Origin of the sequence: Vibrio xiamenensis (assembly GCF_900100015.1) — a bacterium.
Taxonomy (GTDB): Bacteria; Pseudomonadota; Gammaproteobacteria; order Enterobacterales; family Vibrionaceae; genus Vibrio; species Vibrio xiamenensis.
Genome location: NZ_FNDD01000013.1, coordinates 1 through 26,254 on the forward strand (window position 1 = coordinate 1; position 26,254 = coordinate 26,254).

Genomic DNA, 26,254 nt, shown 5'->3' on the forward strand with positions numbered 1-26,254 from the left:
CTGTTGAATTCAGCTCTTTGCGAACGATGAATATGTCACAACCAGTAGGCTGGCCCATTCAAGTCCCGCAATGTGAGTCATTTTAGAAAACTCTGGCTCACAACTCGGCTTTTCTTTTATCTAGACTTTTAATATTCCGTCATATAAAAAGCCCAACTAAAAAGCGGGGCCTTGGATGTATCGCAATTTGTCTTTACCTCATCGCTATATCGAGCTGGCAGCGAGCGTTACGCGCTTCTAGATTAATTAAGGCTGAGGCCTGCATCGACGATAAAGTCCTGCCCTGTACAGCCGCACGATTCGTCTGAGGCAAGAAACAGCGCAAGTCTTGCGCAATGCGTCGGATCGAGACGAATTTTTAGCGCTTGTTGGTTTAGAAACTCGTCAACCGCTTGCGGATTAAGCTTTGCCCACATTGCCTCCTGCTTGGCAGTCCGAATCGCACCAGGCACTAAGCTATTAACGCGAATCCCCTTGTCACCAAGTTCTTGTGCCAAAGTTCGTGTTAAACCGTGTATCGCCGCTTTAGACAGCGAATAACATACCCGCCCAGGTTTACCGCGCATCCAGTTAATCGAGCCTAAATTGATGATCGAACCGCCACCTTTTGCTGCCATTCCCGCCATCACGCTTTGGATCGCGAATAAATAATGGCGCAAGTTGGTTTGAATGCGGTCATCAAAATAGGCTTGGGTCAGATCTTGCAGCGCATGATGATCATCTGAACCGGCGTTGTTAATCAGCACATCGACCGCACCATAACGTTTGTTAATGTCGTCAAAGCAACTTTGTAGCTGGGCAATGTTTTTTACATCGCAAGCAAGAAACAGGCAATCAAGCTGATTGGCTAACGCCTCCCCTGCCTGACTATCAATATCAAGAAATGCCACTGTCGCACCTTGATTAACAAAGCTTTTAACCAGCTCTTCGCCAATTCCTGCTGCGCCGCCAGTTACCACGACCACTTTATCTCGCAGTGAGTGATAACTGACTTGTTGTTGGTAATCCATAACGACTCTCTTTTGATTTTATCTTAACCACACTAAGCTTGTGCACCGCTCAAGAGTAGCACTCAAGTAAGCCCTGAATAAGACTGAAAAATAAGAATTGCAGAGACAAAAAAGCCAGTGACAATGCACTGGCTTCTTAATAGGTCGGCGTTATTATTTTACGCCTTCAGCTTGGTTGCGTTTGGCAACTTCGGCATCGAGCTCAGCTAATTTGTCTTTCATTTGTTGATGACACAAGTTAGCCAACTCACGCACATTTTGCTTGCTATAGCCTTGCGTTGCTACCACAGGCATCATTTCAACAATCACGTGGCCATTGTTCCAACGATTGAGCTTTAAGCCATCGGTCGAACTGCAGACGATCGGAATGATGGGTACCTCAGCACCGATTGCAGCGTGAAAAGCGCCGGTTTTAAATGGCAACAACCCACGCCCACGTGAACGAGTTCCTTCTGGGAACATCCACACTGAAAGATTGGATTTTTTAATACTATCAACAACCTGATCAATCGTTCCAACGGCTTTTGAACGGTTCGCACGGTCAATCAGAATGTTACCAGTTAGCCAGTAAAGTTGGCCAAACAGTGGCAGCCAAGCAAGGCTCTTTTTGCCAACCGTCACCACGTTTGGTGTCACCGCAGCAGAGACAGTAAACATATCCCAGTTACTTTGGTGGTTCGCGATATAGATATGCTGACCGCGGGTGTAGGCATCTTCAGGTAAGCGCAGCTCTAACTTGATACCAAATAAACGCGATAACGATGCGAAATAACGACCAAAGCGAAATACGTGTTTAGGATTACGTGGGCTTAATAAGCAATAGCCGCAACCAAACACAAACATCACAATTGCCCAAACAGTGACAGCCAATACACGTAACAGTGCAATCATCCTGGGTCTCCGAAATAGAATAAGCTTAACGCTTTATTTTTATTCATTAAAAAAGCCGAAACTTGAGTTTCGGCTTTACGTCTCAATGGTGATGAGTTTAACCTGTCTCAGTCACGCGCTCAATATTTGCGCCTAAAGCAGAGAGCTTGTCCTCAATTTTTTCGTATCCACGGTCAATATGATAGATACGATCGACAATCGTCTCGCCTTTCGCGATGCAACCCGCGATAACCAGACTCGCAGAAGCGCGTAAATCGGTTGCCATCACTTGTGCACCGCTTAAACGGTCAACATCACCACAAATAACAGTATTGCCTTCGATTTCTGCTTTCGCGCCCATGCGCATCAGCTCTGGCACATGCATAAAGCGGTTTTCAAAGATGTTTTCGGTGATCACACCGCCGCCTTTCGCCATCATGTTTAATAGCGTGAATTGGGCTTGCATATCAGTTGGGAAACCTGGATGTGGCGCGGTGCGAATGGTTACCGCTTTAAGCTCGCGTCCAACCATATCGAGGCTAATCCAATCATCGCCACACTCAACTTTAGCGCCCGCTTCCTCAAGCTTGGCAATCACAGCTTCAAGAAGATGTGCGTTGGTGTTACGGCAAACGATCTTACCGCCTGAAACAGCAGCAGCAACAAGGAAAGTTCCGGTTTCAATGCGATCGGCAACCACAGCGTGTTGACCACCACCTAAACGCTCAACACCTTCAATGGTAATGGTATCGGTACCTGCGCCGGAGATTTTCGCACCTAAGGTATTTAAGAAATTCGCTGTATCGACGATTTCTGGCTCACGAGCCGCGTTATCAAGCACGGTTTTGCCTTCGGCGAGTGTTGCCGCGCACATGATGGTAATGGTCGCGCCAACGCTGACTTTATCCATCACGATATGGGCACCTTTAAGGCGACCGTCGACACTAGCTTTAACATAACCATCTTCAAGAACGATAGTTGCGCCAAGCTGCTCAAGACCGTGAATATGCAGATCAACAGGACGCGCCCCAATGGCGCAGCCACCTGGTAATGAAACTTGACCTTGACCAAAGCGTGCAACCAACGGGCCTAAAGCCCAGATCGAAGCGCGCATGGTTTTCACCAAGTCATATGGCGCGCAGTATTCGTTAATTTGGCTAGCATCAACGTGAACCGAACCGTTGCGTTCGACTTTAGCACCAAGACGCTTAAGCAGCTCCATGGTGGTGTCGATGTCACGCAAGTGCGGAACGTTGCTCACTTGCACTGGCTCTTCAGCCAAAATAGAGGCAAACAAAATTGGCAGGGCCGCATTTTTTGCACCTGAAATTGTCACTTCACCGCTAAGCGGTTTGTCTGACCCTATAACTCGAAACTTTTCCATTAATCAACCTTACAGTGACATCAACTTCTTATCACGAGCCCACTCGTCTGGCGTGTAAGCTTTAATGGATACAGCGTGAATGTCGTTTCTTTGAATGTATTCCATCAGCGGCGCATAAATCATCTGTTGTTTCTTCACGCGGCTCATGCCATCAAAACAAGCGTCAACAGCAATCACTTCATAGTGACTGCCTTCGCCTTTTACGTGAAGTTCTTCTAACTGTAATGCCGCTGCGAGTATTTGCTGTACTTGTGCGCTATCCACACTTCACCTCTAAATTCATTTGATATGGTCGGCCAGCAGCGATTCGGCGTTGCTCAGTTTAAAGAGCATCGTGAGTTGCTGCGGCACAAAACTGAGCATTATATGACAGTTTTGCTTTTTTGCATGCTCTATTAAGTGAATCAATAATACCATGCCTGCGGAGTCGATTCGGTCGACTCGCTCCAAAGAGAGCTCCATACCACCTGATTGAGGTGCCCACTGTTGTATATACGACCATAAATCCGGGACAGTTAACCTATCCAGAGCACCAGACAAAGTGATTCGATCATCCGCAGCAATGTGCCATTGGGGATGCGTCATCAGCTCTTACTCTCAAAACGAATCGGTTGTGCGGCAAGGCTTTCTAACTCTTTAGCCACTGACAAAATACCGTCTTGGCGCAGTTTGCTGCTCCATTCTGACTGTTTGCTCGATAGTAAACTTACCCCTTCAGCGATCATATCAAACGCTTCCCAATCTCCGCTTTTATCTTTGCGTAGTTTGAACTCGAGTTTGATATTTGGTCGTGGCGTATCGATGATATCCACTTTGATGCTGGTGATGCGCTCTTGATCGTCAATTTTGGGCTCAGGACCAAATTTCACTGATTGATCAGAGTATTGCGTCAGCACTTGTGCGTAAGAACTGATCAAATACTGATGAAACGCATCGATAAATTCGCTGACCTCTTCGCGCTTAGCCCCTTTAAGATTGGTACCAAGCAACTTAAGCGCCGCGTATTTACTGTTGACGTAAGGCATCAGCTCTTCTTCAACAATCTGTTTTAGATAATTCGGATCCTGGTGAATTTTGGTCTGCTCCGCTTTTAAGCGCGCAAACGTCTGTTCTGACACCTGTTTCATCATGGTGTATGGCTGAGTTTTATCAATCTCAACCGCTTGGGTGTTCAGCGCGAAGCAAAGCCCTAACATCGTGACTAACGCCACCATCCAATTCTTTAACATGAGTTGTTCCTTACTTATCTGCACCTTTATCACCGCTGCTGTAAAGGAATTGACCAATCAAGTCCTCCAGCACCATCGCTGATTTGGTATCTTCAATGTAATCGCCGTCTTTTAACATTTCTTCGTCATCATCAAAGACAAAACCCGGCGTGAGTCCTAAATATTGTTCACCAATCAAACCTGAAGTTAAAATTTGCAAGCTAGAAGTGTCTGGGAATTGATTGTACTGACGATCGATTGCGATCGTGACGACTGGCACTAAACGCTCTTTGTCCAGATCAATTCCAGTTACACGCCCAACTACAACACCACCGACTTTGACGGGAGACCGAACTTTTAGACTACCGATGTTATCGAACTTCGCTTTCAGGCTATAAGTATCCCCTGAACCGAGGCTTTTAACGTCAGCAACTTGAAAAATCATCACTAGAATTGCGCAAATTCCAGCCAGTACAAAGCTGCCGACCCATAATTCTGTTTTTCGAGTTTGTTGCATATTAATTTCCAAACATCAAAGCGGTGAGCACGAAATCTAGCCCTAAAACCGCAAGTGAAGAATGAACCACTGTTCTAGTCGTGGCTCGACTGATTCCCTCTGAAGTAGGAATCGCGTCATACCCATTAAATAAAGCGATCCAAGTTACGGTAATCGCAAATACCGCACTTTTTATTAAGCTGTTGCCAATGTCTTGCCCCAACTCAACTGATGACTGCATCGCAGACCAAAAGCTGCCGTTATCAATGCCTTTCCAGTCGACACCAACCAGCTGACCCCCCCAAATACCAATGGCAATAAAGATCATAGTCAGTAACGGCATGGAGATAACGCCGGCCCACAAACGCGGTGCGATGATCCGTTTTAGCGGATCAACCGCCATCATCTCTAGGCTAGAAATTTGTTCGGTGGCTTTCATCAGGCCAATTTCTGCCGTTAATGCAGAGCCAGCTCGACCTGCAAACAGAAGTGCAGTAACCACCGGACCAAGCTCGCGTAATAGCGATAACGCTACCATCTGGCCAAGCGCACCTTCCGCGCCAAAATCAACAAGAATAACATAGCCTTGCAGGCTAAGAACCATGCCGATAAACAAGCCAGACAGCACAATAATCAGCAGCGATTGAACGCCGACACTATAAAGCTGCTGTACCAGCAGAGGTAAGTTTTTTAATGGTTGAGGCTTAGACCAAATCGCGCCCCAGAACATCAAACTGGCTCTGCCAAACGAGGCACAAATTGAGAGTGAACGCCGTCCTGTGGTGGCAATCCACTGAGTCAGTGTTGCTATCATTCAAATAAATCCTTAGCCAGCGGCTCGGCTGGATAACGAAATGGCACCGGGCCGTCCGCTTCCCCGGTGAGGAATTGTGTTACGCGCGGATCACTTTGCTGGCGTAACTGCTCAGGTGTACCGCTGGCAATCACTTTGCCATCGGCCAAAAGATAAACCCAATCAGCGATACTCATCACTTCAGGCACATCGTGAGAAACCACGATCGATGTTAAGTTCAGCGCTTGGTTGAGCTTACTGATCAACTCCACTAATACACCCATTGTAATTGGGTCCTGACCAACAAAAGGTTCATCGTACATGATCAGTTGTGGATCCAAGGCTATCGCTCGAGCCAATGCCGCGCGCCGCGCCATCCCACCCGATAATTCACTTGGCATCAATTGCGCCGCGCCACGTAGCCCAACCGCTTCAAGTTTGAGTAACACCAGAGTACGAATCAGGCTCTCGTCTAAATCGGTATGCTCTCGCAGCGGAAAAGCCACATTGTCAAACACGGTTAAATCGGTAAATAGAGCGCCAGACTGAAACAGCATGCTCATCTTTTTACGTTCGGCATAGAGCTGCTTACGACTCAGTGCGGGGATATTATGCTTATCAAACCATATCTCTCCTTGCTCTGGCGCAATCTGGCCACCAATCAAGCGTAGTAATGTGGTTTTACCAATACCTGACGGCCCCATAATGGCGGTGACTTTGCCTTTAGGGACATTAAGGCTAATATCGTCAAATATCTTTCTTGAACCCCTTGAAAAGGTTAGATTTTTAATCTGTACCAGATCTTCCGATGACATAGTTAACTCTTATTTGGGCGCGTTTTATTGATGGCATCATAAGCACAAAGTATTTGAATTAAAAGCACTGTTCGATTATTTGCTACCGATTTACATTGACTTACGTAGACAACATCAACTAGGAAAATTCCTTAACCGATTTAAAAAAAGCATACAATAAATGTGATGTTCAACTTCCCTTTTCACATCCAAACCGTCAAAATTGGCGGTTCATTTAATTTGTCGGGAATAACTTAAGGATAGTCATGTTAATAGCCGTTGCGTTCCTCATCGTTGGTTTAGTTTTACTCGTTTGGAGTGCAGATAAATTGGTTTACGGATCTGCTGCCCTTGCTCGAAACTTCGGCATATCTCCGTTAGTCATCGGCATGACCATTCTCGCAATGGGATCTTCCGCTCCAGAAATGATGGTATCCGCCACCGCCGCACTAGAAGGCAAAACCGATACTGCCGTCGGTAACGTTCTGGGGTCAAACATCGCCAATATTGCGTTAATTCTCGGTATTACCGCGCTAATCAAACCGCTATCGATAAGTTCTGAAGTGTTACGCCGCGAATTACCATTGATGATCGGCGTAACGTTAGTCGCCGGAGCCATTCTTTGGAATGATCACCTCGGTTTTTACGAAGGTGTATTGCTGTTCGTTCTGTTTGCCGCTTTTATCATTGCTATGATTCGTATCAGCCGTAAAGAGCAGAACAAAAATGATCTGCTGCTGTCTGAACAAGAGTCTGAAATTCCAAAAGGCGTCAGCAACGGTCGTGCGGTTTTGTGGGTTGTTGTTGGGCTGATTTTACTGCCTATCGCTGCGGATCTATTAGTTAAGAACGCGGTCGTTATCGCCAAATACTTTGGTATGAGCGATCTGGTCATCGGCCTTACAATCATTGCAATTGGAACCAGCTTACCAGAATTAGCCGCTTCACTCGCCGGCGTTCTAAAAGGCGAAGATGATATGGCAGTGGGCAATATTATTGGCTCCAACGTATTTAATATCCTCGCCGTCATGGGGATCCCGGGTATTTTGAACCCATCGGTTCTAAGTGAGTATGCGATGGGGCGCGATTTCTGGGTCATGCTTGGCGTGTCGATTTTGCTGGTGATTATGGCACTTGGAAAATCACGCAGTATCAATCGTATTGAAGGTCTGATTTTATTTTTAAGCTTTGTGGTTTACCAAGGCTACTTATTTATGAACATGGCTGCTTAAGCTATTCCGGCTGTCGGAGAACTTGAATGTTTGACTATCGCGCTGCCGCGTTAGAAGTACTAAATACAGAAATTGCTGCTCTACAACAACTCGATCAATACATCGATCAGCAATTTATTAACGCTTGTGAAATGATTTTGGCTAATCAGGGCAAAGTCGTGGTGATGGGTATTGGTAAGTCTGGGCACATCGGCAATAAGATTGCCGCCACGCTGGCCAGTACTGGTACATCCGCTTTCTTTGTTCACCCAGGTGAAGCCGCTCATGGCGACTTGGGAATGATCGCGCCAGGCGATATCGTTCTGGCGATCTCCAACTCTGGTGAATCTCACGAGATCCTATCGCTTTTTCCGGTTCTAAAACGTCTGAATATCAAAATCATTAGCATGACAGGCAACCCAGAATCCAATATGGGTAAGTTGTCTGATATTCATCTAAGCATCACAGTAGCAAAAGAGGCTTGCCCACTAGGATTAGCGCCGACATCCAGTACCACAGCAACTTTAGTAATGGGCGATGCATTAGCGGTTTCTCTACTTCAAGCGCGCGGTTTTACCGCAGAAGACTTTGCCCTTTCTCACCCAGGCGGCGCACTTGGCCGTAAATTATTGCTCAAACTCTCTGACATCATGCATACCGGTGATGACTTACCTATGGTTAGCCCGAACACTGTGGTTCGTGAAGCACTACTGGTTATCAGTCAAAAAGGTCTTGGCATGACCACAGTAGTTGATGAAGCGCAGAACTTAGTGGGCATTTTTACCGATGGTGACCTACGTCGAATTCTTGATAAACGCGTTGATATCCACAGCGCGGTTATCAAAGATGTCATGACCACTAATCCAACCATCGCTCATCCCGAAATGCTCGCGGCAGAAGGACTAAACTTAATGCAATCCAAACGCATTAATGGTTTGGTTTTGTGCGAGCAAGGCCGCGTGGTTGGCGCCCTTAATATGCACGATCTATTACGCGCTGGAGTGATGTAATGACTCAAAAAGTAGAAACTCTATATGGCTTAGTCGATGCCAGTATCCTCGACACCGCAAAGCAGATTAAGCTGTTGATTTGCGATGTTGACGGTGTCTTTTCTGATGGCCTTGTTTATATGGGTAATGATGGTGAAGAGTTAAAAACCTTTCATACCCGTGACGGTTATGGCGTTAAATCGCTAATGAATGCGGGAATTGAAGTCGCCATCATTACTGGAAGACAATCTAAAATTGTCGAAAACCGCATGAAAGCGTTAGGCATTTCTTTGGTTTATCAAGGCCAAGATGACAAAGTCAAAGCCTACCAAGATATTTGCAGCAAACTGAATATTTCACCGCAGCAAACCGGTTATATCGGCGACGATTTAATTGACTGGCCGGTGATGGAACAAGTTGCGCTGCGAGTTTGCGTCGCTGATGGTCATCCGTTACTTGCTAAGCGGGCCAACTATGTGACCACGATTCGCGGTGGCCATGGCGCTGTTCGCGAAGTGTGTGACCTGATTTTACAGGCGCGCGACGAATTAGATGTTCATAAAGGGCTGAGTATATGAGTTTATCTCGTATCGGTTATGTTCTACTGCTGTTTGTGGTGTGTTGGTGTGGCTATTACCTCATCGACAGACAAGACGATTATGACGTGCAAGTTGAGCCCAACAGTGAACTTCCGATGTTCAGCGGTCAGAACTTAATCAATACTTCATACAACGAATCTGGGGTGCGCAGCTATGTGATCACCTCAAATCATCTTGATCACTTTGCCAAAAGCGGCGATACGGTTTTTGCACAACCGATACTAAAAGTGTACAAAGAAGGACAAACTCAGGAATGGGAAGTCACTGCAGATCAAGGCACTTTGAATAAAAAACACGTCCTGATTCTGCAAGGTCATGTTAAAGCGAAGAATTTATTACCCGATTCGGGCTTTGACACCCTCACCACGCAAACGCTGAGTATCCAATTAGACAATAGAGATTTTTGGGCTGACAATCAGGTCAATTTGGTTGGGCCACAGTTTGAAACCGTAGGGCAGGCAATGAAAGGTAACTTTGCCGATAACAATGCGGTTCTTTACAAGCACGTACAAGGTAGATATGAAACTCTTACACCTTAGCCTTATGGCTTGCTTAATGGTATCGTCAAGTGCCATGGCATTATCAACCGATAAAGATCAACCTGTCTATATCGATTCAGATAGCCAACAACTTGATATGCAAAGTAATAAAGTTACTTTTAGTGGCGATGTAAAACTGAAACAAGGTAGCATCAATATCAATGCTGACAAAATCATCGTAACGCGTAACCCGAAAGACGGTGCAATTAAAAATATTGAAGGCTTTGGTAACTTAGCGACATTTTCTCAGCTTACCGACGATGGTAAAACCCTGTATGGTGAAGCAAAAGAGTTGTACTACAGCATGGCTGATGATCAATTAACCATGGTAAAACAAGCTAAGTTATCCCAAGACGATAGCGTGATTAAAGGGCCGAAGATTCGCTATAAGATCTCTTCACAAACCCTGATTGCCGACGGCAAACAGTCTGGCGATCGCGTCACCACGGTATTACAGCCTCAAACCGCTGAAGAGTAACTATGGCAACATTGAAAGCAGAGCACTTAGCTAAGAGCTATAAAAATCGTAAAGTGGTATCGGATGTTAGCCTGCAGGTTGAATCCGGACAGATAGTCGGCCTACTAGGGCCTAACGGGGCGGGTAAAACCACCTCGTTTTATATGATTGTTGGCTTGGTCGCACGCGACGAAGGCAAAATCACTATCGATGAAACCGATATCAGTATCCTGCCGATGCATAGCCGTTCGCGTATGGGGATTGGTTATTTGCCGCAAGAGGCGTCGATCTTCCGTAAACTATCGGTAAGAGACAATATCATGGCAGTATTGGAAACTCGCGAAGAGATGACTCGCGAGCAACGCCAAGATAAACTGGAAGACTTATTAGAAGAATTCCACATCCAACACATTCGTGATAGCGCAGGTATGGCACTATCAGGGGGGGAAAGACGCCGTGTAGAAATCGCACGTGCCCTCGCCGCTAACCCAAAATTTATCCTTTTGGATGAACCGTTTGCTGGTGTTGACCCGATTTCAGTTATCGATATTAAGAAGATCATCGAGCATTTGCGAGATCGTGGCCTTGGAGTCTTGATTACTGACCACAATGTGCGAGAGACTCTAGATGTATGTGAAAAAGCTTATATCGTAAGCCAAGGACATTTAATTGCGGAAGGCACACCAGAGCAAGTGCTCAGTAATGAGCAAGTTAAGCAAGTCTATCTAGGTGAGCAGTTCCGTCTATGATTATACGAAGAACGGCAAGATTCTATAGGATTAAGGCAAGTAATACTGAATGAAACCCTCATTACAACTAAAACTGGGCCAACAGTTAGCAATGACACCACAACTGCAACAAGCAATACGTTTGTTGCAGTTGTCAACATTGGATCTTCAACAGGAGATTCAAGAAGCGTTGGACTCCAACCCATTGCTCGAAGTCGAAGATGGCGCGGAAGACAGTAGTCAAAATGATGAACTGAATACGCCAAGCAGCAGTGAAAATAATGAGGAAAAAGAACCGACTGTCGATGTTGCCGAGAGCGAACCTCAAGACAGTTTGGAACTGATTGAAAAATCCGAAATCAGTTCAGAATTAGAAATCGATACTACTTGGGATGACGTCTACAGCGCGAACTCTGGTAGTACCGGGCTTGCCGTCGATGATGACGCACCTGTTTATCAAGGTGAAACCACCGAGTCACTGCAAGATTACCTGATTTGGCAGCTCGACCTTACTCCCTTTAGTGACACTGACCGTACTATTGCCATGGCGCTGATTGACGCCATTGATGATTACGGTTACTTGACCATTCCATTAGAAGATATTCTTGACAGCTTCGACACCGAAGAGATTGAACTTGATGAAATTGAAGCGGTTCGTAAACGCGTTCAACAGTTTGATCCACTCGGCGTTGCCTCACTAAACCTGCAAGATTGCTTACTGCTTCAACTCGGTACTTTTCCTGAAGACACTCCGTGGTTAAGTGAAGCCAAAGAAGTGTTAATCAATTATATCGATCATCTTGGCAACCGCGACTACCGCCAAATCATTAAAGACACTAAACTCAAAGAAACCGATCTCAAAGAAGTGCTGCGTCTGATTCAGCAACTCGACCCGAGACCAGGTAGTCGCATCGCCTCTGATCACGCTGAGTACGTGATTCCCGATGTATCGGTGTTTAAAGATCATGGTAAATGGGTGGTGACTATCAACCCAGATAGCGTACCAAGATTGAAGGTCAATCAGCAGTATGCCAGTTTAGGTAAAGGCAATAGTGCGGATAGCCAATACATAAGAACTAATTTGCAAGAAGCTAAATGGCTCATTAAGAGCCTAGAAAGCCGTAATGAAACTTTACTCAAAGTTGCGAAGTGTATCGTTGAACATCAACGTGATTTCTTTGAGTATGGCGAAGAAGCCATGAAACCAATGGTGCTCAATGATGTTGCCCTAGCGGTCGACATGCATGAATCCACAATTTCTCGTGTTACGACACAGAAATATATGCATACTCCAAGGGGTATCTTTGAGTTGAAATACTTTTTCTCAAGCCATGTCAGCACCGACAACGGCGGAGAATGTTCATCAACTGCAATTCGCGCACTGATCAAAAAATTGGTGGCCGCTGAAAACAGCGTAAAACCATTGAGTGACAGTAAAATTGCAGCACTACTAGCTGACCAAGGGATTCAGGTAGCTAGGCGAACTATCGCTAAATATCGTGAATCACTAGGTATTGCCCCTTCAAGTCAGCGTAAACGCCTACTTTAAGGCCTACAACCGAGAAGGAAAGTCTATGCAAATCAACATTAATGGGCATCACATTGATCTTACCGATTCAATGCAAGACTACGTAAACGATAAGTTTCAGAAGCTCGAACGATTCTTTGATCACATCACCAACGTTCATGTTGTTTTACGTGTTGAAAAAGTCACTCAAATCGCCGAAGCTACCCTTCATGTAAGTCAGGGCGAAATTCACGCCTCCGCTGACGATGAAAATATGTATGCAGCCATTGACTCCCTGGTCGATAAGCTGACTCGTCAACTTAATAAGCACAAAGAAAAGCTAATCAATCATTAATCATGCAACTAAATGAAATATTGACAGTGGACTGCACCAAGAGTGCGGTCCATTGCACGAGCAAAAAACGCGCTCTAGAAATGATCAGTGAAATCGTCGCAGAGCAAACAGGCCTAAGCTCAACAGAATTGTTTGAGTGCATGCTGAGCCGTGAAAAAATGGGCAGTACTGGCATAGGAAATGGAATCGCCATTCCCCATGCACGTATGCAATCTAGCCCCAAAGCCATTGCGGTATTGCTCCAATGTGATGAGCCAATCGAATTTGGCTCAGTTGATAATCGCCCGGTCGATCTGTTGTTCGCTTTACTCGTTCCTGATGAGCAGTGCAAAGAACACCTCAAAACACTATCAAGTATGGCCGAGCGTTTGAGCAATAAGCAGGTTCTAAAACAACTCCGTAATGCGAAAAGCGATCAAGAGCTTTACGACATTATGGTTAGCCAGTAAGGTCGCAGCCATGCGTCTTATCATAGTCAGTGGGCAATCTGGCGCCGGCAAAAGTGTCGCACTGCGAGTATTAGAAGACCTTGGTTACTACTGTGTTGATAACCTTCCCGTCAATTTGCTTGTCCCATTTATCGACTCGGTTGAAGAAAGTAAGCAAAACGTCGCCGTTAGTATCGATATTCGCAATCTTCCTAAAGACCCCAACTTAGTTTCCGATACACTCGATCAGCTCAAAAAAGACACCGAAGTGAGTGTGCTGTTCCTTGATGCTAGCAAAGAGACGCTGCTTAAGCGCTACAGCGAGACCCGCCGCGTTCATCCTCTTTCTCTAAGCCAAGATAAACCGTCTTTAGAGCAAGCCATCGAAGAAGAAAAACAGATCCTTTTGCCACTTAAAGAGCACGCCGATCTATTCTTCGACAGCAGTAACACGTCGCTACATGAGTTAAGTGAAGCGGTACGTGTTCGCATTGAAGGCCGCGAGCAAAAACAGCTGATCATGGTATTTGAATCGTTTGGTTTTAAATATGGTCTGCCGAATGATGCCGATTATGTGTTTGATGTGCGCTTTCTTCCCAATCCACATTGGGATCCAAGCTTGCGTCCAATGACCGGCTTAGATACTCCGATTAAAGCCTTTCTTGAGAACTACAGCGAAGTACTGGAATTAAAGCATCAAATTCAAGCCTTTATCGAAAACTGGCTGGGTCTACTGCAAAAAAGTAACCGCAGCTACTTAACCGTTGCCATTGGCTGTACTGGCGGTAAACATCGCTCAGTCTATATGGCGCAGCAAATCGGCGAATACTTTGCTCAGCTTGGTCACCAAGTACAAATTCGCCATACTGGTCTTGAAAAGCAGCCCAAGGAATAATTCATGTCCCAGCAGCAAAGCCGTACCGTTCTGATTCAAAATCGCCTTGGTCTTCACGCTCGTGCCGCCATCAAATTGGTTGAATTGGCGCAGTCGTTCCAATCGGTATTAACCATTGAGAATCGAGAAGGAAAACAAGCGACTGCTGATGGTGTAATGGGCTTATTGATGCTGGAATCGGCTCAAGGTGAAAAAGTCACTATTCATGCCCATGGCGAGGATGCACCGCAAGCCCTTGAAGCCGTCTGCCATCTTATCGAAGATAAATTCGACGAAGGCGAATAACCACCTCCTACCACAAAAAATATTTGTTCCCCTTTATATTAACTTGTTAAACAAGCTCTAAAATTAAGTTACTATTCAGAGCATTGTAAACAGAGAGAGTCAGGGGGAACCAATGGCCGAGCAAATAGAATTCGATCAAGCTCACCAAGCCCTCCAAGAAGTCAGTGAGGCTCTTGAAAATGGTCGCTTCGTCCATGTCCGTCGTCAGTTGCAGGACATGGAGCCGGAAGATATCGCCCATTTGTTGGAAGCATCGCCACGTAAAAGTCGTGAAGTGCTATGGCAACTTGCCGATCCTGAAGATTATGGTGAAATCCTCGATGAACTAAACGAGGACGTCAAAGACGATCTGGTATCCAAAATGGATCCCGAAATGTTGGTTGAAGCCACAGAAGGGATGGATACCGATGATATGGCCTACGTTCTGCGTAGCTTGCCAGATGATCTGTCACAAGAAGTACTGTCACAAATGGACAGTGCTGACCGTATTCGAGTTGAAACTGCACTTGCCTACCCTGAAGATTCTGCAGGTAGCTTAATGAACACTGACGTCATCACCATTCGTGGTGATGTCGACGTCGATGTGGTTTTACGTTATCTAAGAATTTTAGGTGAACTGCCAGAAGCGACCGATGCGATTTACGTGATTGATAGCGAAAACAAACTGATCGGTTATCTGTCTTTAACCACGCTTATCACCACTCAGCCAGACGTTAAAGTGCATGAAGTGATGGAAAGCAGCAGCGACGCAATTGAAGTCACCATGAGTGACTCCGACGTCGCCAGTTTGTTTGAACGTCGTAACTGGGTTTCAGCTCCGGTCATTGATGAAAATCAGCAACTCGTTGGTCGTATCACTATCGATGACGTGGTCGACGTTATTCGTGAAGACGTCGAACACTCAATGATGAGTATGGCGGGTATGGACGATGACGAAGATACCTTTGCCCCAGTGGTTAAATCGGCGCGTAAACGTAGCATCTGGTTAGGTGCCAACGTTCTTGCCGCTCTCGCCGCTGCATCAGTATCAAACATGTTTGAAGATACTCTGGCGCAAATGGCGTCGATTGCCGTGCTGATGACCATAGTGCCATCAATGGGCGGGGTTGCTGGTAACCAAACCGTCGCCTTGGTCATTCGCGGCCTAGCACTTGGCCACATCGGTGATTCCAACCGCCGCGAACTGCTGATGAAAGAAGCGCTGGTTGGCTTGCTCAACGGCGTGTTATGGGCGGTGATTATCGGTGGCATTGTTATGCTGTGGAAAGGCAGCTGGATGCTGGGAGGCATTATTTCAGCCGCAATGTTAACAAACTTGTTTGTCGCAGGTGTTGCCGGAGTAACCATACCGGTACTGCTAAAGAAGATGAATATCGACCCAGCGCTCGCTGGCGGTATGGCTCTGACCACAGTCACCGACGTGATCGGTCTGTCAGTCTTCCTTGGCCTTGCAACGATTTTAATGTAGCGTCCATTCATGCATAAAAAAGCCCAGCAGATGCTGGGCTTTTTCGTTGCAACGCAATATTACTCGCCGGCCACTTTCATTGACTCAAGCAAAATTGAACCGGTTTGAATTTGCGAGCGAGTTTCAACATCACTGCCAACCGCCACAATTTGCTTGAACATATTCGGCAAACTACCTGCGATGGTAATTTCTGAGACCGGATATTGAATTTCACCATTTTCGACCCAGAAACCGGCCGCGCCGCGTGAGTAGTCACCAGTAACGATATTAACGCCTTGCCCCATGACTTCAGTAACAAGCAGGCCAGTATCCAGAGCTTTGAGCATCTGTTTGAAATCTTGGCCTGTGGATTTCACATACCAGTTATGAATACCGCCTGCATGGCCGGTTGGCGTCATGTTCATTTTACGCGCCGCATAGCTGGTTAACAGGTAAGTTGCCAAGGCGCCATCAGTAATAATTTCCAGGTCTTGAGTCGCCAAACCTTCGTTATCAAATGGACTTGAAGCTAAACCGCGCAGCACATGAGGACGCTCAGAAACGTTAAACCAGCTCGGTAGAATTTGCTCACCAAGCTTATCGAGTAAAAACGAAGATTTACGGTAAAGATTGCCACCGCTTATCGCCATCACTAAGTGGCCCATCAAACCTGTCGCCACATCAGCAGCAAACATCACCGGATATTTGCCCGTCGCCAAACGCTTGGCATCCAAACGATTAACGGTTTTCTCCGCCGCTTGTAGACCAACCGTTTCCGGTTTGAACAGGTCATCACGATGACGCGCCACACTGTAGCTGTAATCGCGTTCCATCTCGCCATTGGCTCCTTGACCAATCACGCAGCAGCTAATGCTGTGGCGGCTCGATGGGTAGCTCGCAATCAAACCATGACTGTTACCGTAAACTTTAATGCCGTAATGGCTGTCGTAGCTGGCACCATCGCTCTGTTTAATTTTGCTGCTGAAAGAGAGTGCGTGCTGCTCGGCTTCAATTGCCTGCTGCGCCGCATAATCAGGATCGGGCGTATCTGGGTGAAATAGGTCCAGATCAGGAATCTCTTTAACCATCATCTCCGCAGGTGCTGGGCCTGCGAACGGATCTTCAGAGGTGTATTTAGCAATATCCAACGCGGCCAATACCGTTTGTTGAATGGCTTTTTCGCTCAAGTCTGATGTTGAGGCGCTGCCCTTGCACTGGCCGCGATAAACGGTAATTCCCAGCGCGCCATCACTATTGAATTCCACGTTTTCAACTTCACGCATGCGGGTAGACACACTCAACCCGGTGCTCTTGGTAATGGCCACTTCTGCGGCATCAGACTTCTCGGCGGCGATTTCTAACGCTCTAGAAACGGCGGCTTCAAGCTCAACACGTTGCTGAGCGACTTGCTGTTTTACGTCCATATCTCTTTCATTCATTTTGTGTTGAACAGATAGAATAACAAGAATTTCGCTTTCTCCCCACGATTCTTGTTAAAATAGGAAATATTATTTCGAAACAACACAGGCAAAAAAATGGCACGTAAGAATCAAAAAGCGCCATGGGAACCAGAAGAAGAGATCATCTGGGTCAGCAAATCGGAAATGAAGCGCGACATGGACGCGCTGCAAAAGCTTGGCGAAGAGCTGGTTGAACTGAAACCAGCTATCTTGGAAAAATTCCCACTGGATGAAGATCTGTTTGACGCGATCAAAAAGGCGCAGAGTTTTAAAAACGAAGCGCGTCGTCGTCAGCTGCAGTTCATCGGGAAATTAATGCGTAATATCGATCCAGAGCCAATTCAAGCGGCATTGGATAAAGTACGTAACAAGCACTCACAACAGACTGCGGTATTACATAAACTGGAAACACTGCGTGACCGCGTGGTTGAAACCGGAGATGAAGCGATTGCCGAAGTGATGGAGCTATATCCGCAAGCGGATCGCCAGCGTCTGCGTCAACTTGCTCGCCAAGCGAGTAAAGAAAAGCAAGCCGGTAAACCGGCGAAAGCGTATCGCGAAATTTTTCAAATTCTCAAAAACCTCAATAACGAAGAATTTTGATTCGACTGAATTTGAACTCTCTATTGAGCAAAAAGCTGGCATTAGCCAGCTTTTTTATGCGTTGAATCCTGCGCGAACAAAGGCTTGCAACCGTGGATGAGAGTGCTGAATATCCAGCTTATCCACTTTATCGACAACCGCGACACGTCCTTGATCGATAAACGCAAAATCGCTCGCCAGCGCTTTAACATCAGTGAGATGGTGCGTCACCATCAACAAAGTGATACCACGCTCTTTCACCAGCCGTTGCACTAAAGCCAACATCTCTTCACGTAATAATGGATCGAGTGCCGAAAAGGGTTCATCAAACAACCAGATAGGATGAGATTGCACAAAGCAACGTGCCAACGCGACGCGTTGCTTTTGACCACCAGACAGATGCTCCGGTAGGCGGTCGAGTAGACCATCAACTCCGACTTGATTGGCGGCTTGCTGTACCTGCTGCTGTTGCTGCGAAGAAAGCTTTAAGCTGGTGTTAAGGCCAAGTGCGATGTTGTCATGCACACTCAGGTGAGCAAACAAGTTATGCTCCTGAAACAACATGGCAAATGGGCGCTGATATGGCGCTTTGCCAACAACATTTTGCTGATTGGCACTAATGCTCCCAGAAATCGGTTCAATAAACCCGGCCACCAACGCCAGTAACGTCGACTTACCCGCACCACTTGGGCCAATTAATGCCATCATCGCGCCAGATTCAACATTGAGATCAAAACGAAAGGTCTCATTTTGATATTCATACACCACATTTTCGAGCGCTAACATACGGTTTCCTTAGCTTTCGCATTTGAACCAGAGCGATGACTACGCGTTTTAAACGCCCACTCCACCAATGAAAATAAACCCACGCTCAGCAGCAGCATAGTCACTGACACAACCGCCGCCGCATCCATTTGATAGCTGCCCAGCAGTTGATACAAATACAGCGGCAGAGTACGAAAGTCTTGGCTGCCAAATAGAGCAATCGCGCTCAAATCCCCCATCGCAAACATAAAGCAAATCGAAAACGCCTGCGCCAGCGGTTTATGCAGCGCGCGCCATTCGACAATTCGAAACCGTTGCCAGCCACGCAGGCCAAGTGAGGCGCACAAATATTGATATTGTTGCTCAATATGCAGCATCGGCTGCGCCAGCGTTTTTACCACATAAGGCAACCCCATCAGCGCATTGACGATAATCACGATCAACCAAGCTAGGCTAAACACATCGCTAAATTGGCGTAGTAGCAAAAATAGCCCGGTACTGAGTACCAAACCTGGCGTAATCAAAATAATGGTACCGAGCAGCTCAATATGATTGGCTCGGCGGCCCATCGCCAGCACCCGCAATCGGCGACTGGTGTGAAGAATCGCAATCCCAGCACCAAGCGCAACTATGCTTGCTAATGATGCCACCAGCAGTGAGTGTTTCAATGCTGACCAAAAACGTGCATCGCTTAATACATCCAACGCCGAACTATTGATTCCACTTAGCAGCACCATTAATAAAGGGCTAAGCACAAACACAGCCGCGAAAATAATCGCCATGCTATCACTGTATTTAGCCAGTTTTGAATCGCGGCTAGAAATACGTTCGTAACTGACTTGTCCACTGCTGGTCGCTAAGGGTTTGGCAAGCTTTTGAATGGTGAGCGCTAAGCTGCCGCACAGTAACATCTGCCAAATCGCCAGTAGCGCGCCACTTTGTAAATCAAAATCGAATTTTATCGCTTGGTAGATAGCCAGTTCGATGGTGGTTGATTTCGGCCCGCCACCAAGTGCCATCACAGTAGCAAAACTGGTAAAACACAGCATAAACACTAAGCCGCACACGGCGGGCAATTGTTGACGCAATCTAGGCCATTCGACCCAACGGAATTTGTCCCATGCCGACAAGCCAAGGTGAGCACACAATTTATGCTGCTCAGCAGGAATGGATTCTAATGCCTGATAGAGCAAGCGACTGGCGTAGGGCAAATTGAAAAACACATGCGCGAGTAAAATGCCGCCAAGGCCATAGATAGAGAAAGGTTGCGAGATTCCAAGCGTCGTAAGCAGTCTACTAAGTAGACCGCTATTGCCATATATAGCGAGCAGACCAAACACGCCAACCAACACCGGCATCACTAAGGTGGTCGCAAATATTTTGATCAGCGCACTTTTGGCAAAAAAATCCCGCCGTGACAGTGCCAGAGCAACCGGGATTGCGCCAACGACACTTAGCAGCATCGACAAAAATGCTTGGTAAAAACTAAATTGGGTAACGTGGCGGTAATAGCTGTCTTGCCATAAAAAAGAAACATCGCCCAGCTGCGCATGATTAAGGAGCGCAACTAACGCAGCAATAACTAAGGCCGCGATAGCCATCGCGACCCCAATACCGAGTTTAGGTATAGAATTCAAAACAACGCCTTACTGAGTTAACGCGCTGCGCCACTCTCGAATCCAGCCACTGCGCTTATTCGCTACCTGTTCGGGGCTATAACTTAACGCTTTACTTGGTATCGTTAACGTATCAAACCCTTTGGGTAACTCGACATCCGTCACCGGGTACATCCAGTTGCCGGTTGGCATCACCGATTGGAACTCATCACTTAGGATAAACGCCATAAACTCATCGGCTAATTTGCCGTGTGCGGTGGTTTTTACTTTAGCCGCGACTTCCACTTGAGTGTAATGACCTTCACTAAAATCGGCAGCCGCGTAGTGAGCATCATTTTCCGCGATCAAATGATAAGCTGGCGAAGTGGTGTAAGAGAGCACCATATCCGCCTCGCCGTTTAAAAACATCGAGTAAGACTCAGACCAACCTTTGGTCACAGTGACGGTTTTAGTGGCCAACTGCTTCCACGCTTGAGAAGCCTTATCGCCATAGACCGCTTTCATCCACAGCAGCAAGCCTTGGCCTGGCGTTGAGGTGCGCGGATCTTGGTAAATCACTTTTAAATCATCACGCTGCTCAACCAATTCTTTCAAACTCTTGGGCGGATTTTTTAGTTTGTCTTTGTTGTACACAAACGCAAAGTAACCGTAGTCGTAGGGCACAAACACATCATCATGCCAGCCATTAGGCAGCGTAACGGCTTGGGTATCGACATTATGCGTAGCTAAAAGCCCAGTCGCTTTCGCTTCAGTAATGAGGTTGTTATCCAACCCAAGAACCACATCGGCTTTAGTACTGTCACCTTCAAGACGTAGACGATTTAAAATCGACACACCGTCATCAAGCGCAACGAACTGCAAATCACAACCACACTTAGCTTCAAATGCTTGCTTAATTTTAGGCCCAGGGCCCCAATCGGCAGCAAAAGAGTCATAAGTGTAAACGGTGAGAGTATTGTCTGCGGCAAATGCAGAGCTAGAAATGATTGCGGCAAGGGCAAAGGTAGATGATAAAAATAGTCGGTTTGCGTGTTTCACGGCTCGCTCTCTTAGTTGAGCGGCACAGGCTTGAGGTGGCATGCGTTATTTGGCAGTAATCCAGACCCAATTCCTACGCCAGCATTATCTGGTTCAGGTTTACGGGTCCCAAAGCAAGCTTTGATCTCAGCGTCATTCTTAACGAATGAGTAGCCCCCCGATGAGTGTGACGAGCATTGTAGTGGTAAATTCAGCCCATGGCTACATCGAACGTGAATCATATCCCCAGCGAGGGATCAAACCTTGATGGATGCCCAGATGATCAAGTACGCGAGCGACGATAAAATCAATCAGATCATCGATGCTGCTCGGCTGGTGATAAAAACCGGGCGCGGCAGGCATAATCGTCGCTCCAAGTTGTGACAGCTTGAGCATGTTTTCCAGATGAATGGTCGAAAACGGCGTTTCACGCACCACCAGCAGCAATTGACCGCGCTCTTTGATCACCACATCGGCGGCGCGTTCAATCAGATTGTCAGACATGCCATGAGCAATCGCGGCGACACTGCCCGCCGAACACGGGCAAATCACCATCTGTTTTGGCGCAGCAGAGCCCGACGCCACTGGAGAAAACCAATCTTCTTTGCCGCACACCACCAATTTGTCCGCCGAGCAACCAAGGTGTTCCACCAGTGCGCTATGCGCTGCTTGCGGACCACTTGGCAGCTTTAAACCATGTTCGGTTGCCAGCACCACCCTGGCCGCTGACGAAATCAGTAAATACACCGTGTAATCGGCAGCCAGTAAACACTCCAATAAGCGCAAGCCATATGGCGCACCGGAAGCGCCTGTAAAAGCGAGCGTAATGGTTTTATCAGGCGACTGCGCAGTTTGATTCATGGTTAACCTTACTGTAATTACTTGGTTTCTAGTTGCTTAAGCAGTTTGCCGTGAATACCTTCAAAACCGCCATTACTCATGACCAAAATCTGATCGCCCGGATTGGCATGTTTGACGATATCCGCCACAAACGCATCAATATCACTGCCAACATACGCCGGTTGCAAACATTGCTGAGCGACATCTTTTACCGACCAGTCAATGTTACTAGGTTGGAACAAAAACACACTGTCGGCTTTTGCCAATGACGCCGCCAACGTCTCTTTGTGCACACCGCGCTTCATGGTGGCTGAGCGTGGTTCAAGTACAGCGATAATTTTTTTATCACCCACTTTGTTACGCAGGCCATCGAGCGTCAGTTCAATCGCAGTCGGATGATGAGCAAAATCGTCATAAACCGTCACGCCATTGACTTGGCCTTTTAACTCTAGTCGGCGCTTGGTATTAATAAAACGTCCGAGTGCTTCACACGCTAAATCCGGCGTTACGCCGACATGGCGCGCCGCCGCAATCGCCATCAAAGCGTTGTCTACGTTATGATCACCCACTAAATCCCAGCAGACCTGACCAACTCGCTCATCGTGCAAGTAAACCTCAAACTGTGAGCCGTCTTTGGTGAGTTTTTCCGCGCGCCAATCGCCGTTTGCGCCAGTGGTTTCGGTTTCACTCCAGCAACCACGTGCCAATACATCTTGTAACGCAGCATCATTTTTCGGCGTTAAAATGCGTCCGTTGCCCGGCACAGTGCGCACCAAGTGGTGAAATTGTCGCTTGATCGCTTCAAGATCGTCGAAGATATCTGCATGATCAAATTCAAGGTTATTTGTCACAAGAGTGCGAGGATGATAGTGTACAAACTTAGATCGCTTATCAAAAAAAGCACTGTCGTATTCATCGGCTTCAACCACAAAGAACATGCTTTCGCCCAAACGCGCTGAAACGCCAAAATTCCCCAATACGCCGCCGACTAAAAAGCCAGGTTGGTAATCACACGCTTCAAGAATCCAAGCCAGCATACTGGATGTGGTGGTTTTGCCATGAGTACCCGACACAGCCAATACCCAGCGATCATGGAGCAGAAATTCCTGCAACCATTGCGGCCCTGAGGTGTAGCGCATATTGGTATTGAGTACATGCTCAACACATGGATTACCACGTGTCATCGCATTACCAATCACCACCAAATCTGGCTGTGGGTCGAGCTGAGACGGGTCAAAACCCTCTATAATTTCAATACCTTGAGATTCAAGCAATGTACTCATTGGTGGGTAAACGTTGGCATCAGAACCGGTCACTTTATGGCCGAGTTGACGTGCCAATACTGCGGCTCCCCCCATAAAAGTGCCACAAATACCCAAGATATGAATATGCATAGATTTAACCCTGTGAAATGTCTAAATAACTTGCTCATTATCCTCATACGTAACAGAAAAGCGAGTCGCTTTGTCACCGGATAAGTAATTCGTAGATAAGTTGCACACTTCTTCAACATTGGCATAACAGGCCTGAGCTTAGAATCAATTTTTATGAAACAACTTTTCAATAAAACATAAAAACTGAGATCTCAGTCGGTTACTTCATTACCAATAAAAAGATTCCGCCCGTAAAATCGTTAAAGAGGACAGCACAACATCCATAAAGAGATGAGATTACTCCTCACTAACCCCCACTATTGTTAATGAAAGGAAAAAACATGTCAGGATTGCGCACCCTTGGTGAGTTCATTGTTGAAAAGCAAGCGGACTTCCCCCACGCAACCGGTGACCTCTCGTCCCTTTTAGCGTCCATTCGTCTCGCAGCAAAGATCGTTAACCGCGAAATTAATAAAGCCGGTCTTGTTGATGATATTACTGGCGCCGTCGGCACCGAAAATGTCCAAGGTGAAGCTCAACAAAAGCTTGATGTATACGCCAACGACAAATTCAAATCTGCACTTGAAGCTCGAGATCAGGTTTGTGGTGTCGCCAGTGAAGAAGAAGATGAAGCCGTTACCTTCAATAAGCAGTTAAATAAGAATGCCAAATATGTGGTGCTAATGGACCCACTAGACGGCTCTTCCAATATTGATGTTAACGTCTCCGTCGGTACAATTTTCTCCATTTACCGCCGTGTTTCGCCAATCGGTACTCCGCCAACTGAAGAAGACTTCCTCCAGCCAGGTAATAAACAAGTCGCCGCAGGCTATGTGATTTACGGTTCTTCGACCATGCTGGTGTACACCACGGGTAATGGCGTAAACGGATTTACTTACGACCCATCCCTTGGCACCTTCTGTTTGTCGCATGAAAACATGATGATCCCTGAAGATGGCTTTATCTACTCGATCAACGAAGGTAACTATATTCGTTTCCCTCAAGGGGTGAAAAAGTACATTAAGTACTGTCAGGAAAGTCAACCAAGTGAAGGTCGCCCATATACGTCACGCTATATCGGCTCACTTGTTTCTGATTTCCACCGTAACCTCCTTAAAGGTGGCATCTACTTATACCCAAGTACTGAAAGCCATCCGCAAGGTAAACTTCGCCTACTGTATGAATGCAACCCGATGGCGTTCTTGATGGAACAAGCCGGCGGTATCGCATCCGATGGCAGACAGCGAATTATGGATATCGAACCAACAGAACTGCATCAACGTGTGCCATTCTTTGTCGGTTCGAAAAACATGGTAAATAAAGTAGAAGATTTCCTAGAGCGCTATAGCGATAGCGAATAAGCGCGCCGCTTTAGAAAAAATGCTGGATGGTCTTTAACTTATCCCTGATTGCGCTTAGCCTGGCTAGGCGCTTTTTGTCGAGTTGTTAAGATAAATCTCGCCATCCTTTATTTACACATCCTACTGTTTACCGCTAAAGTGTGCGGTTGTAATTTCAGCCCAATATAATTTTTCTAAAAAGGAAACCTTCGATGAGCTTAAATAACGTACCTGCGGGTAAGTCACTGCCAGATGATATCTACGTTGTAATCGAGATCCCAGCCAACGCTGATCCTATCAAATACGAAGTCGACAAAGACTCTGGTGCGGTATTCGTAGACCGTTTCATGTCTGCTCCTATGTTCTACCCATGTAACTACGGTTACGTAAACCACACTCTATCTCTAGACGGTGACCCAGTAGACGTACTTGTTCCAACTCCGCACCCTCTAATGCCAGGTTCAGTTATCCGTTGCCGCCCAGTTGGCGTACTGAAAATGACTGATGAATCTGGTGAAGATGCAAAAGTTGTTGCTGTACCACACACTAAACTGTCAAAAGAATACGATCACATCAACGATGTTGACGATCTACCAGAATTGCTAAAAGCGCAAATCACTCACTTCTTTGAGCGTTACAAAGAACTTGAGTCTGGTAAGTGGGTAAAAGTTGACGGTTGGGAAAACGCAGAGTCAGCTCGCCAAGAGATTCTTACTTCTTACGAGCGCGCGCAAAAATAAGCGTTGCTTAAAAAGAATAAAAGCCAGTGTTTACACTGGCTTTTTTATTATTCGCTATCAAGCTAAATGGTGACAGGCACTCAACGGTTATTCTAGGCTCGCACCGTCATCCCACCACAGTCCTTCTTGGTATTCATCGTGAAAAGAGGCGTCAATATTGTCGCAAATACCTTGGTAGCTTTTACCTAGGAAACCAACTCGAAACGCATCTTGTCCACAGAACTTAGTACGCCCCATTTCATAGCCATCGCTATACTGAGCATACATTTGATCAGAAATAGATAACGAAGACATCATTTGTTTTGCTTGGCCATCCATCGCTTGTTCATAACCGAAGTCTTGCCAGTTTTGATTTGCCATTGGCATGCTGTGCTGCTGCGCACTACAACCTGCGAGTACCAATACTGCGGCGGTTAGAATTAGTCCTTTCATCTTAGAGCCCTCTCTCATTAAGACCATAATGAGTATAGGGTTGGATACTGTAAAGAGCCGCACAAATTATGTAAATCTATGCAAATTACACAAC

Annotated in this window: 31 protein-coding genes and 1 riboswitch; of the genes, 15 read left to right on the plus strand and 16 right to left on the minus strand. The window is 46.5% G+C overall.

The window, feature by feature from the left end; genetic code table 11:
* Positions 1-242 precede the first annotated feature (242 nt).
* The 9 genes from BLS03_RS11740 to mlaF all read right to left on the minus strand — a co-directional run bounded on the left by BLS03_RS11740 (position 243) and on the right by mlaF (position 6,576).
* On the minus strand, positions 243-1,010 hold the full coding sequence (locus tag BLS03_RS11740; RefSeq protein WP_093273911.1) for an SDR family NAD(P)-dependent oxidoreductase: 768 nt from the start codon (positions 1,008-1,010) through the stop codon (positions 243-245).
* 153 nt (positions 1,011-1,163) lie between these two features.
* A complete protein-coding gene (locus BLS03_RS11745; protein ID WP_093273914.1) occupies positions 1,164-1,901 on the minus strand; it encodes a 1-acylglycerol-3-phosphate O-acyltransferase in 738 nt (245 codons plus the stop codon).
* A gap of 97 nt (positions 1,902-1,998) precedes the next feature.
* Positions 1,999-3,264 (minus strand): UDP-N-acetylglucosamine 1-carboxyvinyltransferase, encoded by a 1,266-nt coding sequence (gene murA, locus BLS03_RS11750; protein ID WP_093273916.1) that lies wholly within the window; start codon positions 3,262-3,264, stop codon positions 1,999-2,001.
* A 9-nt stretch (positions 3,265-3,273) separates the two neighbouring features.
* Complete coding sequence (gene ibaG, locus BLS03_RS11755; protein WP_093273919.1) at positions 3,274-3,528, minus strand: BolA family iron metabolism protein IbaG; 255 nt, start codon at positions 3,526-3,528, stop codon at positions 3,274-3,276.
* 15 nt (positions 3,529-3,543) lie between these two features.
* Positions 3,544-3,849, minus strand: coding sequence for an STAS domain-containing protein (locus BLS03_RS11760; protein ID WP_093273921.1), 306 nt, complete (start codon positions 3,847-3,849; stop codon positions 3,544-3,546).
* Positions 3,849-4,460 carry a phospholipid-binding protein MlaC gene (mlaC, locus tag BLS03_RS11765; protein WP_425445111.1) on the minus strand — a complete coding sequence of 204 codons (612 nt, stop codon included), beginning with the start codon at positions 4,458-4,460 and terminating at the stop codon, positions 3,849-3,851. Before mlaC ends, BLS03_RS11760 begins: the two co-directional genes overlap by 1 nt.
* A gap of 43 nt (positions 4,461-4,503) precedes the next feature.
* Positions 4,504-4,989, minus strand: coding sequence for an outer membrane lipid asymmetry maintenance protein MlaD (mlaD, locus tag BLS03_RS11770; RefSeq protein WP_093273922.1), 486 nt, complete (start codon positions 4,987-4,989; stop codon positions 4,504-4,506).
* A 1-nt stretch (position 4,990) separates the two neighbouring features.
* Entirely contained in the window at positions 4,991-5,782 is a 792-nt protein-coding gene (gene mlaE / locus BLS03_RS11775; RefSeq protein WP_093273925.1) for a lipid asymmetry maintenance ABC transporter permease subunit MlaE, read from the minus strand.
* Positions 5,779-6,576 carry a phospholipid ABC transporter ATP-binding protein MlaF gene (mlaF, locus tag BLS03_RS11780; RefSeq protein ID WP_093273926.1) on the minus strand — a complete coding sequence of 266 codons (798 nt, stop codon included), beginning with the start codon at positions 6,574-6,576 and terminating at the stop codon, positions 5,779-5,781. Before mlaF ends, mlaE begins: the two co-directional genes overlap by 4 nt.
* Before the next feature lie 245 nt (positions 6,577-6,821).
* Here mlaF and BLS03_RS11785 point away from each other — a divergent pair, with 245 nt between their 5' ends.
* The 12 genes from BLS03_RS11785 (at position 6,822) to mgtE (ending at position 16,016) form a co-directional block, all read left to right on the plus strand.
* The gene (locus tag BLS03_RS11785; protein ID WP_093273928.1) at positions 6,822-7,787 is read left to right on the plus strand and encodes a calcium/sodium antiporter; all 966 of its coding nucleotides are present in this window, start codon (positions 6,822-6,824) and stop codon (positions 7,785-7,787) included.
* Positions 7,788-7,813: 26 nt separating this feature from the next.
* Positions 7,814-8,776 carry a KpsF/GutQ family sugar-phosphate isomerase gene (locus BLS03_RS11790; protein WP_093273929.1) on the plus strand — a complete coding sequence of 321 codons (963 nt, stop codon included), beginning with the start codon at positions 7,814-7,816 and terminating at the stop codon, positions 8,774-8,776.
* Entirely contained in the window at positions 8,776-9,333 is a 558-nt protein-coding gene (gene kdsC, locus BLS03_RS11795) for a 3-deoxy-manno-octulosonate-8-phosphatase KdsC (protein ID WP_093273932.1), read from the plus strand. The genes BLS03_RS11790 and kdsC overlap by 1 nt, the downstream gene beginning before the upstream one ends.
* Positions 9,330-9,893 (plus strand): LPS export ABC transporter periplasmic protein LptC, encoded by a 564-nt coding sequence (lptC, locus tag BLS03_RS11800; protein WP_093273935.1) that lies wholly within the window; start codon positions 9,330-9,332, stop codon positions 9,891-9,893. The genes kdsC and lptC overlap by 4 nt, the downstream gene beginning before the upstream one ends.
* Entirely contained in the window at positions 9,874-10,371 is a 498-nt protein-coding gene (gene lptA / locus BLS03_RS11805; RefSeq protein WP_093273938.1) for a lipopolysaccharide transport periplasmic protein LptA, read from the plus strand. Before lptC ends, lptA begins: the two co-directional genes overlap by 20 nt.
* Positions 10,372-10,373: 2 nt before the next feature.
* Positions 10,374-11,099 (plus strand): LPS export ABC transporter ATP-binding protein, encoded by a 726-nt coding sequence (gene lptB, locus BLS03_RS11810; RefSeq protein WP_093273940.1) that lies wholly within the window; start codon positions 10,374-10,376, stop codon positions 11,097-11,099.
* A gap of 49 nt (positions 11,100-11,148) precedes the next feature.
* On the plus strand, positions 11,149-12,627 hold the full coding sequence (locus BLS03_RS11815) for an RNA polymerase factor sigma-54 (RefSeq protein ID WP_093273943.1): 1,479 nt from the start codon (positions 11,149-11,151) through the stop codon (positions 12,625-12,627).
* A gap of 25 nt (positions 12,628-12,652) precedes the next feature.
* Complete coding sequence (gene hpf / locus BLS03_RS11820) at positions 12,653-12,940, plus strand: ribosome hibernation promoting factor (RefSeq protein WP_093273946.1); 288 nt, start codon at positions 12,653-12,655, stop codon at positions 12,938-12,940.
* 2 nt (positions 12,941-12,942) lie between these two features.
* On the plus strand, positions 12,943-13,389 hold the full coding sequence (ptsN, locus tag BLS03_RS11825) for a PTS IIA-like nitrogen regulatory protein PtsN (protein WP_093273948.1): 447 nt from the start codon (positions 12,943-12,945) through the stop codon (positions 13,387-13,389).
* A 10-nt stretch (positions 13,390-13,399) separates the two neighbouring features.
* Positions 13,400-14,263, plus strand: a complete 864-nt coding sequence (rapZ, locus tag BLS03_RS11830; protein WP_093273951.1) for an RNase adapter RapZ — start codon at positions 13,400-13,402, stop codon at positions 14,261-14,263.
* Between the two features lie 3 nt (positions 14,264-14,266).
* Positions 14,267-14,548 carry an HPr family phosphocarrier protein gene (locus BLS03_RS11835; RefSeq protein WP_093273952.1) on the plus strand — a complete coding sequence of 94 codons (282 nt, stop codon included), beginning with the start codon at positions 14,267-14,269 and terminating at the stop codon, positions 14,546-14,548.
* A 112-nt stretch (positions 14,549-14,660) separates the two neighbouring features.
* Complete coding sequence (gene mgtE / locus BLS03_RS11840; RefSeq protein WP_093273954.1) at positions 14,661-16,016, plus strand: magnesium transporter; 1,356 nt, start codon at positions 14,661-14,663, stop codon at positions 16,014-16,016.
* Positions 16,017-16,075: 59 nt separating this feature from the next.
* Here the strand turns inward: mgtE and pmbA are convergent, their stop codons facing one another.
* Entirely contained in the window at positions 16,076-17,419 is a 1,344-nt protein-coding gene (gene pmbA / locus BLS03_RS11845; RefSeq protein ID WP_093273957.1) for a metalloprotease PmbA, read from the minus strand.
* Positions 17,420-17,530: 111 nt separating this feature from the next.
* On the opposite strand from pmbA, the gene yjgA reads away from it, so the two are divergent.
* Positions 17,531-18,058 carry a ribosome biogenesis factor YjgA gene (yjgA, locus tag BLS03_RS11850; RefSeq protein ID WP_093273959.1) on the plus strand — a complete coding sequence of 176 codons (528 nt, stop codon included), beginning with the start codon at positions 17,531-17,533 and terminating at the stop codon, positions 18,056-18,058.
* A 54-nt stretch (positions 18,059-18,112) separates the two neighbouring features.
* Here yjgA and thiQ read toward each other — a convergent pair whose 3' ends face one another.
* The 5 genes from thiQ to mpl form a co-directional block, all read right to left on the minus strand.
* Positions 18,113-18,823 (minus strand): thiamine ABC transporter ATP-binding protein, encoded by a 711-nt coding sequence (gene thiQ / locus BLS03_RS11855; protein ID WP_093273962.1) that lies wholly within the window; start codon positions 18,821-18,823, stop codon positions 18,113-18,115.
* The gene (gene thiP, locus BLS03_RS11860) at positions 18,817-20,439 is read right to left on the minus strand and encodes a thiamine/thiamine pyrophosphate ABC transporter permease ThiP (protein WP_093273965.1); all 1,623 of its coding nucleotides are present in this window, start codon (positions 20,437-20,439) and stop codon (positions 18,817-18,819) included. Before thiP ends, thiQ begins: the two co-directional genes overlap by 7 nt.
* A 9-nt stretch (positions 20,440-20,448) precedes the next feature.
* Positions 20,449-21,456, minus strand: a complete 1,008-nt coding sequence (gene thiB, locus BLS03_RS11865; protein ID WP_245696670.1) for a thiamine ABC transporter substrate binding subunit — start codon at positions 21,454-21,456, stop codon at positions 20,449-20,451.
* Between the two features lie 53 nt (positions 21,457-21,509).
* Positions 21,510-21,626: riboswitch (TPP riboswitch) on the minus strand.
* A gap of 31 nt (positions 21,627-21,657) precedes the next feature.
* Positions 21,658-22,296, minus strand: a complete 639-nt coding sequence (locus BLS03_RS11870) for a flavin prenyltransferase UbiX (protein WP_093273971.1) — start codon at positions 22,294-22,296, stop codon at positions 21,658-21,660.
* Positions 22,297-22,313: 17 nt separating this feature from the next.
* On the minus strand, positions 22,314-23,669 hold the full coding sequence (gene mpl / locus BLS03_RS11875; RefSeq protein WP_093273974.1) for a UDP-N-acetylmuramate:L-alanyl-gamma-D-glutamyl-meso-diaminopimelate ligase: 1,356 nt from the start codon (positions 23,667-23,669) through the stop codon (positions 22,314-22,316).
* Positions 23,670-23,989: 320 nt separating this feature from the next.
* Between mpl and fbp the strand changes: the two genes are divergently transcribed.
* A complete protein-coding gene (fbp, locus tag BLS03_RS11880) occupies positions 23,990-25,009 on the plus strand; it encodes a class 1 fructose-bisphosphatase (protein WP_093273978.1) in 1,020 nt (339 codons plus the stop codon).
* A 191-nt stretch (positions 25,010-25,200) separates the two neighbouring features.
* On the plus strand, positions 25,201-25,728 hold the full coding sequence (ppa, locus tag BLS03_RS11885; RefSeq protein WP_093273981.1) for an inorganic diphosphatase: 528 nt from the start codon (positions 25,201-25,203) through the stop codon (positions 25,726-25,728).
* A gap of 87 nt (positions 25,729-25,815) precedes the next feature.
* Here ppa and BLS03_RS11890 read toward each other — a convergent pair whose 3' ends face one another.
* On the minus strand, positions 25,816-26,160 hold the full coding sequence (locus tag BLS03_RS11890) for a DUF2799 domain-containing protein (RefSeq protein ID WP_176765585.1): 345 nt from the start codon (positions 26,158-26,160) through the stop codon (positions 25,816-25,818).
* Positions 26,161-26,254 lie beyond the last annotated feature (94 nt).

Coding starts and splice junctions, on each gene's coding strand:
- BLS03_RS11740 (WP_093273911.1), bottom strand. CDS start 1,010: ATGGATTACCAACAACAAGTCAGTTATCACTCACTGCGAGATAAAGTG.
- BLS03_RS11745 (WP_093273914.1), bottom strand. CDS start 1,901: ATGATTGCACTGTTACGTGTATTGGCTGTCACTGTTTGGGCAATTGTG.
- murA (WP_093273916.1), bottom strand. CDS start 3,264: ATGGAAAAGTTTCGAGTTATAGGGTCAGACAAACCGCTTAGCGGTGAA.
- BLS03_RS11760 (WP_093273921.1), bottom strand. CDS start 3,849: ATGACGCATCCCCAATGGCACATTGCTGCGGATGATCGAATCACTTTG.
- mlaC (WP_425445111.1), bottom strand. CDS start 4,460: ATGTTAGGGCTTTGCTTCGCGCTGAACACCCAAGCGGTTGAGATTGAT.
- mlaD (WP_093273922.1), bottom strand. CDS start 4,989: ATGCAACAAACTCGAAAAACAGAATTATGGGTCGGCAGCTTTGTACTG.
- mlaE (WP_093273925.1), bottom strand. CDS start 5,782: ATGATAGCAACACTGACTCAGTGGATTGCCACCACAGGACGGCGTTCA.
- mlaF (WP_093273926.1), bottom strand. CDS start 6,576: ATGTCATCGGAAGATCTGGTACAGATTAAAAATCTAACCTTTTCAAGG.
- BLS03_RS11785 (WP_093273928.1), top strand. CDS start 6,822: ATGTTAATAGCCGTTGCGTTCCTCATCGTTGGTTTAGTTTTACTCGTT.
- BLS03_RS11790 (WP_093273929.1), top strand. CDS start 7,814: ATGTTTGACTATCGCGCTGCCGCGTTAGAAGTACTAAATACAGAAATT.
- kdsC (WP_093273932.1), top strand. CDS start 8,776: ATGACTCAAAAAGTAGAAACTCTATATGGCTTAGTCGATGCCAGTATC.
- lptC (WP_093273935.1), top strand. CDS start 9,330: ATGAGTTTATCTCGTATCGGTTATGTTCTACTGCTGTTTGTGGTGTGT.
- lptA (WP_093273938.1), top strand. CDS start 9,874: ATGAAACTCTTACACCTTAGCCTTATGGCTTGCTTAATGGTATCGTCA.
- lptB (WP_093273940.1), top strand. CDS start 10,374: ATGGCAACATTGAAAGCAGAGCACTTAGCTAAGAGCTATAAAAATCGT.
- BLS03_RS11815 (WP_093273943.1), top strand. CDS start 11,149: ATGAAACCCTCATTACAACTAAAACTGGGCCAACAGTTAGCAATGACA.
- hpf (WP_093273946.1), top strand. CDS start 12,653: ATGCAAATCAACATTAATGGGCATCACATTGATCTTACCGATTCAATG.
- ptsN (WP_093273948.1), top strand. CDS start 12,943: ATGCAACTAAATGAAATATTGACAGTGGACTGCACCAAGAGTGCGGTC.
- rapZ (WP_093273951.1), top strand. CDS start 13,400: ATGCGTCTTATCATAGTCAGTGGGCAATCTGGCGCCGGCAAAAGTGTC.
- BLS03_RS11835 (WP_093273952.1), top strand. CDS start 14,267: ATGTCCCAGCAGCAAAGCCGTACCGTTCTGATTCAAAATCGCCTTGGT.
- mgtE (WP_093273954.1), top strand. CDS start 14,661: ATGGCCGAGCAAATAGAATTCGATCAAGCTCACCAAGCCCTCCAAGAA.
- pmbA (WP_093273957.1), bottom strand. CDS start 17,419: ATGGACGTAAAACAGCAAGTCGCTCAGCAACGTGTTGAGCTTGAAGCC.
- yjgA (WP_093273959.1), top strand. CDS start 17,531: ATGGCACGTAAGAATCAAAAAGCGCCATGGGAACCAGAAGAAGAGATC.
- thiQ (WP_093273962.1), bottom strand. CDS start 18,823: ATGTTAGCGCTCGAAAATGTGGTGTATGAATATCAAAATGAGACCTTT.
- BLS03_RS11870 (WP_093273971.1), bottom strand. CDS start 22,296: ATGAATCAAACTGCGCAGTCGCCTGATAAAACCATTACGCTCGCTTTT.
- mpl (WP_093273974.1), bottom strand. CDS start 23,669: ATGCATATTCATATCTTGGGTATTTGTGGCACTTTTATGGGGGGAGCC.
- fbp (WP_093273978.1), top strand. CDS start 23,990: ATGTCAGGATTGCGCACCCTTGGTGAGTTCATTGTTGAAAAGCAAGCG.
- ppa (WP_093273981.1), top strand. CDS start 25,201: ATGAGCTTAAATAACGTACCTGCGGGTAAGTCACTGCCAGATGATATC.
- BLS03_RS11890 (WP_176765585.1), bottom strand. CDS start 26,160: ATGAAAGGACTAATTCTAACCGCCGCAGTATTGGTACTCGCAGGTTGT.